At 71.1% G+C, this 12516-nt stretch carries 13 protein-coding genes; 5 read left to right on the forward strand and 8 right to left on the reverse strand.

Annotated features, from left to right (window positions below; all coding sequences use genetic code 11):
- The first annotated feature begins 28 nt into the window (after positions 1-28).
- The 3 genes from EDD92_RS37005 (at position 29) to EDD92_RS37015 (ending at position 3678) form a co-directional block, all read left to right on the forward strand.
- A complete protein-coding gene (locus tag EDD92_RS37005; protein WP_123968334.1) occupies positions 29-1408 on the forward strand; it encodes an 8-oxoguanine deaminase in 1380 nt (459 codons plus the stop codon).
- Between the two features lie 218 nt (positions 1409-1626).
- Positions 1627-2994 carry a nucleobase:cation symporter-2 family protein gene (locus tag EDD92_RS37010; RefSeq protein ID WP_123968335.1) on the forward strand — a complete coding sequence of 456 codons (1368 nt, stop codon included), beginning with the start codon at positions 1627-1629 and terminating at the stop codon, positions 2992-2994.
- A gap of 63 nt (positions 2995-3057) precedes the next feature.
- A complete protein-coding gene (locus tag EDD92_RS37015) occupies positions 3058-3678 on the forward strand; it encodes a TMEM175 family protein (RefSeq protein WP_123968336.1) in 621 nt (206 codons plus the stop codon).
- Here EDD92_RS37015 and EDD92_RS37020 read toward each other — a convergent pair.
- Both EDD92_RS37020 and EDD92_RS37025 read right to left on the reverse strand, forming a co-directional pair.
- Positions 3632-4252: an exonuclease domain-containing protein gene (locus EDD92_RS37020; protein ID WP_123968337.1), complete on the reverse strand. Its 621-nt coding sequence runs from the start codon at positions 4250-4252 to the stop codon at positions 3632-3634. The genes EDD92_RS37015 and EDD92_RS37020 overlap by 47 nt on opposite strands.
- Before the next feature lie 67 nt (positions 4253-4319).
- On the reverse strand, positions 4320-5117 hold the full coding sequence (locus tag EDD92_RS37025; RefSeq protein ID WP_185124240.1) for an AraC family transcriptional regulator: 798 nt from the start codon (positions 5115-5117) through the stop codon (positions 4320-4322).
- A gap of 96 nt (positions 5118-5213) precedes the next feature.
- Between EDD92_RS37025 and EDD92_RS37030 the strand changes: the two genes are divergently transcribed.
- Complete coding sequence (locus tag EDD92_RS37030) at positions 5214-6071, forward strand: NAD(P)H-binding protein (protein ID WP_123968338.1); 858 nt, start codon at positions 5214-5216, stop codon at positions 6069-6071.
- Positions 6072-6087: 16 nt separating this feature from the next.
- Here EDD92_RS37030 and EDD92_RS37035 read toward each other — a convergent pair whose 3' ends face one another.
- Entirely contained in the window at positions 6088-7536 is a 1449-nt protein-coding gene (locus EDD92_RS37035) for an MFS transporter (protein WP_123968339.1), read from the reverse strand.
- A 101-nt stretch (positions 7537-7637) separates the two neighbouring features.
- Here EDD92_RS37035 and EDD92_RS37040 point away from each other — a divergent pair, with 101 nt between their 5' ends.
- Positions 7638-8039, forward strand: coding sequence for a helix-turn-helix domain-containing protein (locus EDD92_RS37040; protein WP_123968340.1), 402 nt, complete (start codon positions 7638-7640; stop codon positions 8037-8039).
- A gap of 13 nt (positions 8040-8052) precedes the next feature.
- Here EDD92_RS37040 and EDD92_RS37045 read toward each other — a convergent pair whose 3' ends face one another.
- From EDD92_RS37045 to EDD92_RS37065, 5 genes are all read right to left on the reverse strand, one after another.
- A complete protein-coding gene (locus EDD92_RS37045) occupies positions 8053-8475 on the reverse strand; it encodes a thioesterase family protein (RefSeq protein ID WP_123968341.1) in 423 nt (140 codons plus the stop codon).
- 77 nt (positions 8476-8552) lie between these two features.
- Entirely contained in the window at positions 8553-9188 is a 636-nt protein-coding gene (locus EDD92_RS37050) for a hypothetical protein (RefSeq protein WP_123968342.1), read from the reverse strand.
- A gap of 93 nt (positions 9189-9281) precedes the next feature.
- A complete protein-coding gene (locus tag EDD92_RS37055) occupies positions 9282-9881 on the reverse strand; it encodes a histidine phosphatase family protein (protein WP_123968343.1) in 600 nt (199 codons plus the stop codon).
- Positions 9882-10071: 190 nt separating this feature from the next.
- Complete coding sequence (locus EDD92_RS37060) at positions 10072-11229, reverse strand: serine hydrolase domain-containing protein (RefSeq protein ID WP_123968344.1); 1158 nt, start codon at positions 11227-11229, stop codon at positions 10072-10074.
- A 67-nt stretch (positions 11230-11296) separates the two neighbouring features.
- Positions 11297-12505 (reverse strand): pyridoxal phosphate-dependent aminotransferase, encoded by a 1209-nt coding sequence (locus EDD92_RS37065; protein ID WP_123968345.1) that lies wholly within the window; start codon positions 12503-12505, stop codon positions 11297-11299.
- Positions 12506-12516: the final 11 nt, after the last annotated feature.

Below are 12516 nucleotides of genomic sequence, written 5' to 3' on the forward strand. Positions count from 1 at the left end.
AAAGTCCACTGAGCGAAAAGGACGAATCATGGCAGCAGCCCAGCGCATCGTCATCGAGAACTGTTCGATCGCAACGGTCGACGCCAACGACACCGAGTACGGACACGGCCATGTCGTCATCGCCGGCAACCGCATCGAGGCGCTCGGCGCGGGCAAGGCCCCCGAGGGCCTGGAGAACGTCGTACGCCGTATCGACGCCTCCGGTCACCTGGTGACCCCCGGCCTGGTCAACACCCACCACCACTTCTACCAGTGGATCACCCGGGGCCTGGCCACCGACCACAACCTGTTCAACTGGCTGGTCGCCCTGTATCCGACCTGGGCGCGCATCGACGAGCAGATGTGCTACTCGGCGGCCCAGGGTTCCCTGGGAATGATGGCCCGCGGTGGCGTGACCACCGCCATGGACCACCACTACGTCTTCCCGAAGGACTCCGGCGACCTGTCCGGGGCCATCATCCGCGCCGCCCGCGAAATGGGCGTCCGCTTCACCCTCGCCCGCGGCTCGATGGACCGCAGCGAGAAGGACGGCGGCCTGCCCCCGGACTTCGCCGTCGAGACCCTCGAGGGCGCCCTCGCCGCCACCGAGGCGACCGTCAAGGAGCACCACGACGCCTCCTTCGACGCGATGACGCAGGTGGCCGTCGCGCCCTGCTCGCCCTTCTCCGTCTCCACCGAACTCCTGCGTGAGGGCGCCCAGTTGGCCCGCCGTCTCGGCGTGCGTCTGCACACCCACGGCTCGGAGACCGTCGAGGAGGAGCAGTTCTGCAAGGAGCTGTTCGGCATGGGCCCGACCGACTACTTCGAGTCCACCGGCTGGCTCGGCGAGGACGTGTGGATGGCGCACTGCGTCCACATGAACGACTCCGACATCGCCGCCTTCGCCCGTACGAAGACCGGTGTCGCCCACTGCCCGTCCTCCAACGCCCGCCTCGCGGCCGGCATCGCCCGGGTCCCCGACATGCTGGCGGCCGGCGTCCCGGTCGGCCTCGGCGTCGACGGTACGGCGTCCAACGAGTCCGGCGAGTTGCACACCGAGCTGCGCAACGCCCTGCTCATCAACCGTCTCGGCGCCCACCGCGAGGCCGCCCTGAACGCCCGGCAGGCGCTGCGCCTCGGCACCTACGGCGGCGCCCAGGTCCTCGGCCGCAGCGCCGAGATCGGCTCCCTGGAGCCCGGCAAGCTGGCCGACCTGGTGCTGTGGAAGCTGGACACCCTCGCCCACGCCTCCATCGCCGACCCCGTCACCGCGCTGGTCTTCGGCGCGGCCGCCCCGGTCACCGCCTCCTTCGTGAATGGCCGGCAGATCGTCGAGGCGGGCCGACTCCTGCATGTCGACGAGGACGCCATCGCCCGCTCCACGCGGGCCGAGGCCCAGCGCCTGGCGCAGATCGCCGCGCAGGCCTGAGCGGTCGAAGATCTCCGGTCGAGGGGGACGGCCCTCGACCGGTAGCCGTGGACCCCAGTGGTTCCATGGCGGCCGTCTCCGGGGCGCGCATGGACGTGCGCGCCCCGGAACGGTCACCGTCACTTTCCTGACAGGCATCCCCGGTCCCGCACGACCGCGCACCACCTCCAAGAAACCCACGTCAGAGCCGACGTGTTAGCTGACCCGGAGGAACCGCCGTGACCGCCCACCCCGTTGACGAAAAACTCCCCGCACTCAAAATGGCCACCACCGGCCTCCAGCACGTGGCCGCCATGTACGCGGGGGTCGTCGCCCCGCCCCTGATCGTCGGCGCGGCCATCGGCCTGACCGGCAGCGAACTCACCTTTCTCACCGGTGCCTGCCTCTTCACCGCGGGCCTCGCCACCTTCCTGCAGACCCTCGGCATCTGGAAGATCGGCGCCCGGCTGCCCTTCGTCAACGGCGTCACCTTCGCCGGTGTCGCCCCCATGACCGCGGTGGTCGCCTCCACCAAGGACAAGTCCGACGCCCTGCCGATCATCTTCGGTGCGGTCATCGTCGCCGGGCTGCTCGGCTTCATCGCCGCCCCCTTCTTCAGCAAGGCGGTCCGCTTCTTCCCACCGGTCGTCACCGGCACGGTCATCACGCTCATAGGCGTGTCCCTGCTGCCGGTCGCCTTCGGCTGGGCGCAGGGACCCGTCCCCACCGCCGACGACTACGGCTCCACGACCAACCTCGGCCTGGCAGCCGCAACGCTCCTGATCGTGCTGGTGCTGCGCCGCTTCACCCGCGGCTTCGTCAAACAGATCGCCGTGCTGCTCGGCCTGGTCGCCGGCACCCTCCTTGCGATCCCCCTCGGTGCCACGGACTTCGGGCCCGTCACCGACGCGGCCGTCATCGGCTTCCCCACCCCGTTCCACTTCGGGGCGCCGCAGTTCCAGCTCGCCGCGATCCTCTCCCTGTGCGTGGTGATGGTGGTCTCGATGACCGAGTCCACCGCGGACATGCTGGCGCTGGGCGAGATCGTCGAACGCCCGGCGGACGAGAAGACCATCGCCGCGGGCCTGCGCGCCGACACTCTCGGCTCGGCCCTCAGCCCCCTCTTCAACGGCTTCATGTGCAGCGCCTTCGCCCAGAACATCGGCCTGGTCGCGATGACGAGGATCCGCAGCCGCTACGTCGTCGCCACCGGTGGCGGCTTCCTGGTCCTGATGGGCCTGTGCCCGATGGCCGCCTCGCTCATCGCCGTCGTACCGCGCCCGGTTCTCGGCGGCGCGGGCGTCGTGCTGTTCGGCTCGGTCGCGGCCAGCGGCATCCAGACCCTCGTCAAGGCCGGCCTGGACAAGGACAACAACGTCCTGATCGTCGCCGTGTCATTGGCCGTCGGCATGATCCCGATCACCGCGCCGGACTTCTACCACGCCTTCCCGCAGACCGCGAAGATCGTCCTCGACTCGGGCATCTCCACGGGCTGCGTGGCGGCGGTGCTGCTGAACCTGGTCTTCAACCACCTCGGCAGGAACCGTGACGACCAGGACGTCACCCACCCCATGGAGGCCGGCGAGCAGATCGCCGCCGCCCACTGATCCGCCGGGGCGGGGCACGGTAATGGCCGTGCCCCGCCCCGGTGATGGGGCAGTCTGTCTCCCATGAATGAGTCCGGTCGCGTCGAGGCCTTCAGCGACGGCGTGTTCGCCATCGCCATCACCCTGCTCATCCTGGAGATCAAGGTCCCCGAGGTCGGCGAACACGGCGGCCTGTGGCACGCGCTGGGCGCGCAGTGGCCCTCGTACGCCGCATACGTCGTGAGCTTCCTGGTCATCGGCATCATGTGGATCAACCACCACCAGTTGTTCAGCTACGTCGCCCGCGTCGACCGCACGCTGATGTTCCTGAACCTGCTGGTTCTGATGGTGGTGGCCGCGGTGCCGTGGCCGACCGCGATGCTCGCCGAGTATCTGCGCGAGGACGCGGCCTCGCATGTGGCGGCGGCCGTCTACAGCCTGGTCATGGTCCTCATGGCGCTCACCTTCCAGGCCCTGTGGTGGCATCTGACCCGCACCGGTCACCTCTTCGACTCCCGTGTCGACGTCCCGGCGGCGCGGGCGACCCGCGCGCGCTTCGCGCTGGGCTCCCTGGCGTACCCGGTCACGGTGGGCCTCGCCTTCGTGTCCGCACCGCTCACCCTGGCGGCCCACGGCCTGATCGCCCTGTACTACGCCTTCAATCAGGTACCGGTGCCGACGCATCCGGACCCGGCCAGTTCATGAGGTTGACCAGCAGCTCGGCCTGCTCGACGGCGTCGTCGAGGGCGTGATGTGTGTGCCGGCGCCGGGACAGCAGATGGCGCGGCATCGTGCCCTTCGCGACCGCCCGCAGCGGCAGCCCCGCCTTCGTCGCGTACAGCGTCTTCATGTCCAGGCAGCCCGAGTGCCCGAAGGGGCTCGCCCCGGTGAAGCGGATCAGGTACCAGTACAGAAACGTCCAGTCGTACGGGGCCGGGTAACCGCACATGACTGGCTGCGCGCCGGAGCTGACCTCCCGCACCCACTCGGCGAACTCGGCGAGCGCGACGGCCGGTTCGGCGCCCTCAGCCTTCAGCCGCTCGCGGTCGAGCCCGCTGACCGCGAGCGCCTCGGGCACGAACTCCTCACCGATCGGGCGCAGTTCGCGGTAGAAGGTCTGCTGCTCGGGGTCGGCGGCGGTGAACCCGTCGGCGTCCTGCGTCCCGGCGACCGCGGCACCGAGGCTCAGCATCGAGTACGGACCCGGGATGGGGCCGTCGGCCTCGATGTCGACGGAGATGTAGCGGCTTGGTTTGACGCGTCGTGCTCTTTCGGCCATGACGGTGGAGCATCGCAGGTGGGCGGTGTCGCCCGCATCCGGAATTCCGTCCCGGCGGAAACGGGACTCAGCTCCGGCGGATCGCCTGGCAGGGCGTCGCGTCCGGCAGACGGCCGGTGAAGTACGAGCGCGGCGGCACGCCCATCAGGGTGCGGAAGTCGGTCGTCATGTGAGACTGGTCGTAGTAGCCGGTCGAGGCGGCCAGGTCGGCCCAGGGGCGGGTCGCCGCGTGGTCCAGCACCGTACGGACGCGGTTGATCCGGGCGTAGTGCTTGGGGGAGAGGCCGACTCCCTCGGTGAACAGATTGCGCAACTGCCGCTCGCTGACGGCGAGTTCACGGGCAACCTCGGCCACCTGGGCCGGCGTGCGGCCGGTGCGGACCGACATGGCGTCGACGCCCGCCCGCACCAGTTCGGTGCGGGAAGGGTCCGCGGCGGCCGCAAGTCGTTCGGGGAGCACGTCGGCGAGCTGGGACAGGGCATCCTCGGGCTCCAACCGGCGCAGTGCTTCGGCCAGTTGGCGTGCGAACGGGTCCGGAAGCTCGGCCAGCTGCACCGCACGGCCGACGAGGTCGACGGCCGGGATGCCGAGCAGGGGGCGGACGGTGCCGGGCGCGAGCCGCAGCTCCACACAGGACGCGCGACGCTTGCCGCGGTGGTAGGAGGCGCGGGCGCGCGGGCCGACGACCAGGGCGCTGCGCGTGCCGTGTTCCCCGGTGCGCACGACCACCTTGGTGGCGGCCTCCGGGAGATGGACGAAGGGCTCCGACGGCACGTCACCGACCCACACGGACCCGATGCCCGCGATCCACGGGCGCAGCACCTCGGGCGTGGGCAGGACCTCTCGGGACACGATGTTCGTCACCCCTCCACCGTAAGCGCGCCGCACGGCCGCCCGGGCGCCGAAGCCGTGCCGGAATTTCCAAGAGATCCGGGCCGTCCGCCGCCCACTGTGGTGGACATGATCCTTGTGACGGGTGCCACCGGCACCATCGGCAGTGACGTCGTACGACAGCTCGTGGCACACGGTGCGAAGGTCCGCGCCCTGAGCCGGGACCCGGAGAAGGCGCGGGTGCCGTCCGGAGTGGAGACAGTGCCGGGCCACCACCGCGACCGGTCCTCGGTCGAGGCCGCGATGGCGGACGTCGAGGCCGCCTTCCTGGTGGGTGTGTTCGGGCCGGACGACGCCGAGCACGACCGCGCGCTGGTGGCGGCGGCGCGGGCCGCGGGCGTACGGCGGATCGTGAAGCTCTCCTCGATCGGCACCGGCGACCCCGAGCTGGGCGTGTTCGCGACCTGGCACATGCCCGGCGAGGAGGCCGTGCGGGACAGCGGCCTGCAGTGGACGGTCCTGCGCCCCTCCTCCTTCGCCTCCAACACCCTCAACTGGGCCGCGGCGGTCCGCGAGGGCACGCCCGCGCCGAACATGATGGGCGACGGCAGGCAGGGTGTCGTGGACCCGCGGGACGTGGCCGAGATCGCCGTGGCCGCGCTGCTCGACCTCCGGCACGCGGGGCGTACGTACACCCTGACCGGTCCCGAGACCCTCAGCGCCCACGAGCAGGCCGCCGTCCTCGGCGAGGTCCTCGGCCGTGCGGTGCCGCTCCACGACCTCTCGCCGGAGGAACGCCGCGAACAGCTGCTCGCGGCCGGCCTGGGGGAGACGTACGCGGACAGCCTCATGGCCGCCGCCCGGTTCATCCAGGAGGGCGGCAACGACGTCGTCACCGAGGACGTGGCGGAGGTCCTGGGCCGGCCGGCGCGGACGTACCGGCAGTGGGCCGAGGACCACCGGGACGCTTTCGCAGCGGCCGGCTGAGACCCGGCGGCGGCCGTCAGTCACGTACCGGCTCGGTACGGGGCCTGAGCACGGCCGCCGCCAGCACCAGCGCCCCCGCCGCGACCAGTGCCGCCGTCCGGAACGCCAGCTGATACCCCTGTGCCGTGGCCGGTACCAGCTGCGCATCCCGGCCGAGCAGCCCCGCGGTGTGGCTCGCCGCCAGCGTCGACAACGTGGCCAGGCCCAGTGAACCCCCCACCACCTGCGTGGTGTTGAACAGCCCGGACGCCAGCCCCGCGTCCTCCTCCCGCGCCCCCGACATGGCGAGCCCGGTCAGCGGGGGCATCGCGGCGGCGAACCCGGCGGCCAGCAGGAGCATCGGAGGCAGCACGTCGGTGACGTACGAGCCGTGCACGGGAGCCCGGCTCAGCAGCGCCATACCGACGGTGATCAGCACCAGCCCGGCGAGCAGCACCCGGTACGCCCCGAAGCGGCCGGTCGCCCGCACGGACAGGCACATCATCAGGATGCCGATCGCGACGGGGGCGGGCAGGAAGGCGAAGCCGGTCGCCAACTCCCCGAAGCCCAGAACGCGTTGGATGTAGAGCGCGCCGATGAACTGGAAGCCGTACATCGTCGCGATCATCAGGATCTGGACGGTGTTCGCGCCGGTGAGCAGACGGGATCGGAACAACCTCGGCCGCAGCAGCGGGTCGGTGGTCCGCATCTGGCGCACGGCGAAGCCCGCGAAGAGGGCGAGGGCGAGGGCCGCCAGGAGCAGTGTTGCGGTCGGACCGCGGTCGCCGGAGCCGACGATGACGTACACCGTGAGCATCAGCGCGGCGGTGACCAGTGCCGCTCCCGGGTAGTCGGCCCCGTTGCCGAGGCCGGCACCGCGCTCCGGCGCCAACACCCGCAGCGCCGCCAGCCAGGCGACGACGCCGATCGGCAGGTTGATCAGGAAGATCCAGTGCCAGCTCAGGGCCTCGGTGAGCGCCCCGCCGAGGAACGTCCCCAGCGTCGCGCCCACCGAGCCGACCGCGCTGAACACGGCGATGGCGCGCGCCTGTTCGCGCGGCTCGGGGAACAGCGCCACCAGCATGCCGAGCACCACCGCCGAGGCCATCGCCCCGCCGACGCCCTGCACGGCCCGGGCGGCGATCAGCAGGCCCTGGCTGTTCGCCGTCCCGCACAGCACGGACGCCACGGTGAAGACGGCGAGCCCGGCAGTGAACATCCGTTTGCGGCCCAGCAGGTCGCCCAGCCGCCCGATCAGCAGGAGCAGCCCGCCGAAAGGGATCAGGTACGCGTTGACGACCCAGGCCAGTCCGGCCGGGCTGAAGCCGAGGGCGCTCTGGATGGCCGGCATCGCCACGGTGACGATGGAGCCGTCCAGGATCGTCATCAGTGCCCCCGCGCACAGCACGACGAGGGATGCCCAGCGGGAGTACGTTCGCTGCGTGCGGCGCGGTGTCTGCGTCGAGGACTCAATGAGGGCCGTCATGGCGGCGTGGCCTCCGTATTCTCCATGGGAACCATAGGTGCACGACTTGTAACGGAGTACATCGTGAGTGACCATGGAGGGCGCCGTAAGGAGGCAGCCCAATGTCCCAGAGGAACACCGGTGTTACCGCCCAGGTCGTGAACGCGCACGCGTGCCCGGTCCGCGAAGTTCTTGACAGGGTCTCCGGGAAATGGAGCGTGCAGATCCTCGTCGCCGCCGCGCACGGCCCCATCCGGTTCACCGAACTGGAGCGCAGCATCGAGGGCATCAGCCGCCGCATGCTGACCCTCACCCTGCGCAACCTGGAGCGCGACGGCCTCGTCACCCGCACCGTCCACCCGACGGTCCCGCCGAAGGTCGAGTACGAACTCACCCCGGTGGCCCGTGAGTTGCACGAGACCCTGCAGCGGCTGACCGACTGGGCGGAACGCAACCGCGTCTACATCGCGGAGTCCCGCGCGGCCTACGACGGCGAGCACAGCCCGGAGCTGTTGGACGCGTAGGCCGCGCGGGCTGCTACAGCCCGAACAGCGCCGGGTCCGTGGACAGTTCCTTGAAGAACTCCCGCGGGTTGGGCACCAGCCGCCGCTGCCTCAGATCCATCAGGCCGACGACCGCGGTGACCTCCGCCGCCACCGTGCCGTCGGCCTTCCGTATCGTCTGCTCGATGTGGAACGTCTTGCCGCCGCCCCACTCGAAGGCACAGGTCACCTCGACCTCGTCGCCGGCGACCAGCTCACGCCTGAAGCGCAGGGTGGTCTCCAGGGCCGCCGGGCCCACGCCCTTGGCCACCAGGGTCGCCTGGGTCATCCCGGCCGCATGCAGTAAGGACCAGCGGGCGTGCTCCGCATAGTTCAGGTACACGGCCTGGTTGAGGTGCCCCAGCACATCGGTCTCGTACCCGCGCACGGTCACCGGGACGGAAAACGGTTCGGTCACTGCTTTCTCTCCTCGTACAGCTCGCAGTACAGCTCGCACTGATGGACGATGTGACCGACCGATCTTGGCATGCCTGGCTATGCGCGGCGGGGCGACGCCAGCACATAACGCGCCCTGGAACGTGGGTCGTTGTGCTCGCCGACCTGCCATCCCGCCGCCGCCAGCGTGGCCGCGCACTCCCGCAGCGCCCCCGGATCCGGCTCGTGCACGGCGACGGCCTCCGGCTGCGGGGTGGCGCGCACCCGGTACCCGACCAGGTCCGCACCCGCGGGACGGTGACCGGCCGCCTCCAGGGCGAGCGCGGCGGCCTGTACCAGATGCGTACGCTCCCAGCCGCACGGCCGGTCCGTGGCCCCGTCCGGATTGGTCATGCGACGCAACTCCAGCAACCCCTCCCAGGCGCTGCGTACCTCGCGCTCGCGGGCGGGACCGGCCTGCGGCGGCTCCCCGTCACCGCCGATGCGCGCGGCGAACACACCGGTGGCGGCGGGCTTGGGCTCGGGGCCCGGCGCAGGTGGCCCCGGCGCCTCGGTCTCCCGTATCCGATGCCCGGCGGGCGTCAGAAAGTGGTCGTGCGGGGGCCGCGGATGCCGGAAGGCGAACCCCCACTTCACCAGTGCCGCCAGCTGCGCCTCCGTACCCCGCAGCCGCCCGGTCACCGGATCGGCAGCATCGATCACACGCCGCTGAGCGGCGGTCGGCGGTCGTGTCACGGCATGCTCCTTCCCGTCGCCGGGCCCCCTCTCCCACCTCCTCCGAGGCTACGACGAGGGTCTGACAACGCCGGTGCGGCCGGCGACCGGCGATCATGCCCCGGGCCGCACGTTCCAGCCGGCGATCACCGGCCGCCCGTGCTCCGTCCCGAGCCGGCACACGGTCCCCGTGGCCAGCTGGAACAGGGCCCCGCCCGAGGGCGGCAGCCCAAGCCGACGGGCCGTGAGCACCCGTAGAAAATGACCGTGCGCCACGAGGACCACACAGCCCTCGGTGTTGGCGAGGGCCGCGTCCACCTTGGCCAGCATGCGGTCCGCGCGCTCGCCGACCTGCTCGGGGGTCTCCCCGGGGTGGTCCGGAGGCCCGGGCGCCACCCCGTCCCGGAACAGGAACCAGTCCGGCCGGGTGTGCTGGATCTCGACGGTCGTGATCCCCTCGTAGCCGCCGTAGTCCCACTCCCGCAGATCCGGGTCGACCCGTACGTCCTGCAGCCCGATCAGCTCCGCCGTCTCCCGTGCCCGTTGCAGCGGACTGACGAACGCGGCCCCGATCCGGTGCGAGCGGATCAGCGGCACCAGCTGCCGGGCCTCCGCACGGCCGCGCTCGGTCAGCGGCACGTCCGTCCAGCCGGTGTGCCGCCCGGACCGCGACCACTCGGTCTCACCGTGCCGGACGAGAAACACGTCGCTCATGCCCGCACCCTTCCCGCTCGGCTCCACCGGACACGGCCGTCCGGGCCTTGCAGCCTGATCACATCCGTGGACGGGCGCATGACGCCTGGCACGCACGCTCCCCACGCTGAACAACCTCGCGTGGGGGACCACCATGACGCCGCGCGCTCATCCGGCCGGGGATGTGACACAGGTTCTCACCGGCACCGTGTCACACGCCCGAGGCGGCCCGCAGTACGGCATCGGCCAGACGGCCGTTCTCGGGGGACGCGCCGACGCCCGAGGGGAAGGCGAAGCGGCGCCGTGTGTAGGCGTAGGCCACCCCGCTCGCCGGGTCGGCGAAGGCGAGCGAGCCCGTGGCGCCGCTGTGTCCGAAGGAGTCCTCGCCGAGGAGCGGGTAGCGGCCGGCCAGGTACTCGAAGCCCACCGCGAAGTGGTCGTCGCCGCCGGTCACCAGGTCGGGGCCGGGCGTCCGCAGTCCGCCGAACAGGGCCGCCGTCTCGCGGGTGAGCAGGGGCGCCCTGCCGTCCACCGTGCTGATCGCGGCCGCGTACATGCCGGCCACCCCGCGCGCGTTGCCCACACCGCCCGAGGACGCCGGGCCGAGGGCCCGCGTCCGGCGGTCGTTCGCGAAGGCGAGCAGGTCGGTGGGCTCGGGAGCGTTCAGGTTGAAGGCGATGAACCGGATGCTGCCGGGGGCGGCCGCCCGCGCCGCCAGCGCGGCGGCCTCCTCGGGCGTGGGAAGGAGCGGCTGCACCTCCTGCCACCGCGGCTCCAGCGCCTCGGGCAGGCCGAGGTGGAAGTCGAGGCCGTAGGGCGCCCGGACGCGCTCCTCGTACAGCTCCTGGACCGACTTCCCGGTGACCCGGCGCACCACCTCACCGGTGAGCGCGCCGATGACGAGCCCGTGGTAGCCGTATCCGCTCTCCGGGTCCCACAGCGGTTTCTGCCCGGCGAGCCGTGCCGCCATGAGCCGGTCGTCGGCCAACTCCCGTGTGCTGAAGCCGCCGTCGGGGATGCCGACCAGCCCGGCCCGGTGCTCCAGCAGTTCGCGCAGTGTCAGCCGCTCCTTGCCCTCCACCCCGAACTCGGGCCAGTACGCGGCCACTTCACGGTCCAGATCCAGCACGCCGTCCTGCACCAGCAGCGCGACAACCAGATGCGCCGCCCCCTTGGTGATGGAGAACAGACTGGTCAGCGAGTCCCCGTCGGTCCCCTCCCCGGCCCACAGGTCCACCACCCGCCGCCCGTGGTGGTACGCCACGAGCTGCGCCCCGGGCTCGTCGCGCTCCCCGGCGAGGAAGGCGGCGAACTCCTCGCGCACGCCCTCGAATCCCTCGGACACCGTTCCCTGTACGTCGTGCGACATGCAAAGCCCCCTGTTCGGTGATCGGATACGGAGTCCACCAACAGGGGGCCGCGGCACGGCATTCCCGCTACTGGCGGTATCCGCTGAGGAACCGTCCGATCCGCCCGATCGCGGCCTCCAGATCGTCCGCGTAGGGAAGCGTCAGGATCCGGAAGTGGTCCGGTGTCGGCCAGTTGAAGCCGGTGCCCTGCACCACCTGGATCTTCTCCCGGAGCAGCAGGTCCAGGACGAACTTCTCGTCGTCGTGGATCCTGTGCACCTTGGGGTCGATGCGCGGGAACGCGTACAAAGCGCCCTTCGGCTTCACACAGGACACACCCGGGATCTCGTTCAGCTTCTCCCAGGCCACGTTGCGCTGCTCGTACAACCGCCCACCGGGGGTGGTCAGTTCGCGGATCGACTGGCGGCCGCCGAGCGCGGCCTGGATGGCGTACTGGGCGGGCGCGTTGGCGCACAGCCGCATGGAGGCCAGCATCGTCAGGCCCTCCAGGTAGTTGCGCGCGTGCTGCTTCGGCCCGGTCACCACCAGCCAGCCGGAGCGGAAGCCGGCCACTCGGTACGTCTTGGACAGGCCGCAGAAGGTGAGGACCACCAGGTCGGGGGCGAGCGCGGCGGCCGAGTGGTGCACGGCGTCGTCGTAGAGGATCTGGTCGTAGATCTCGTCGGCGAAGACCATCAGCCCGTGGCGGCGGGCGAGGTCGAGGATGCCCTCGATGATCTCCTTGGGGTAGACCGCGCCGGTGGGGTTGTTCGGGTTGATGATGACGACGGCCTTGGTGCGGTCGGTGATCTTCGACGCCATGTCGTCCAGGTCCGGGTACCAGTCGGCCTGTTCGTCGCAGAGGTAGTGCACGGCCTTGCCGCCGGCGAGGGTCGTCACCGCCGTCCAGAGGGGGAAGTCCGGGGCGGGGATGAGGATTTCGTCGCCGTCCTCGACCAGTGCCTGTACGGCCATCGAGACCAGCTCGGAGACGCCGTTGCCGAGGAAGACGTCGTCGACGTCGACCGCCAGGCCCAGGGTCTGGTAGCGCTGGGCGACCGCGCGGCGGGCGGAGAGGATGCCGCGGGAGTCCGTGTAGCCGTGCGCCTGCGGAAGCATCCGGATCATGTCCTGGAGGATCTCCTCCGGCGCCTCGAAACCGAACACCGCGGGGTTGCCGGTGTTCAGGCGCAGCACACTGTGGCCCGCCTCCTCCAGCGCGTTGGCGTGCTCGATCACCGGGCCGCGGATCTCGTAACAGACCTCGCTGAGCTTGTTCGACTGCCGGAACTCCATGCTCGCTCGCC

Origin of the sequence: Streptomyces sp. TLI_185 (assembly GCF_003814765.1) — a bacterium.
Taxonomy (GTDB): Bacteria; Actinomycetota; Actinomycetes; order Streptomycetales; family Streptomycetaceae; genus Streptomyces.

Coding starts and splice junctions, on each gene's coding strand:
- EDD92_RS37040 (WP_123968340.1), top strand. CDS start 7,638: ATGTCCCAGAGGAACACCGGTGTTACCGCCCAGGTCGTGAACGCGCAC.
- EDD92_RS37005 (WP_123968334.1), top strand. CDS start 29: ATGGCAGCAGCCCAGCGCATCGTCATCGAGAACTGTTCGATCGCAACG.
- EDD92_RS37060 (WP_123968344.1), bottom strand. CDS start 11,229: ATGTCGCACGACGTACAGGGAACGGTGTCCGAGGGATTCGAGGGCGTG.
- EDD92_RS37055 (WP_123968343.1), bottom strand. CDS start 9,881: ATGAGCGACGTGTTTCTCGTCCGGCACGGTGAGACCGAGTGGTCGCGG.
- EDD92_RS37020 (WP_123968337.1), bottom strand. CDS start 4,252: ATGGCCGAAAGAGCACGACGCGTCAAACCAAGCCGCTACATCTCCGTC.
- EDD92_RS37030 (WP_123968338.1), top strand. CDS start 5,214: ATGATCCTTGTGACGGGTGCCACCGGCACCATCGGCAGTGACGTCGTA.
- EDD92_RS37015 (WP_123968336.1), top strand. CDS start 3,058: ATGAATGAGTCCGGTCGCGTCGAGGCCTTCAGCGACGGCGTGTTCGCC.
- EDD92_RS37035 (WP_123968339.1), bottom strand. CDS start 7,536: ATGACGGCCCTCATTGAGTCCTCGACGCAGACACCGCGCCGCACGCAG.
- EDD92_RS37065 (WP_123968345.1), bottom strand. CDS start 12,505: ATGGAGTTCCGGCAGTCGAACAAGCTCAGCGAGGTCTGTTACGAGATC.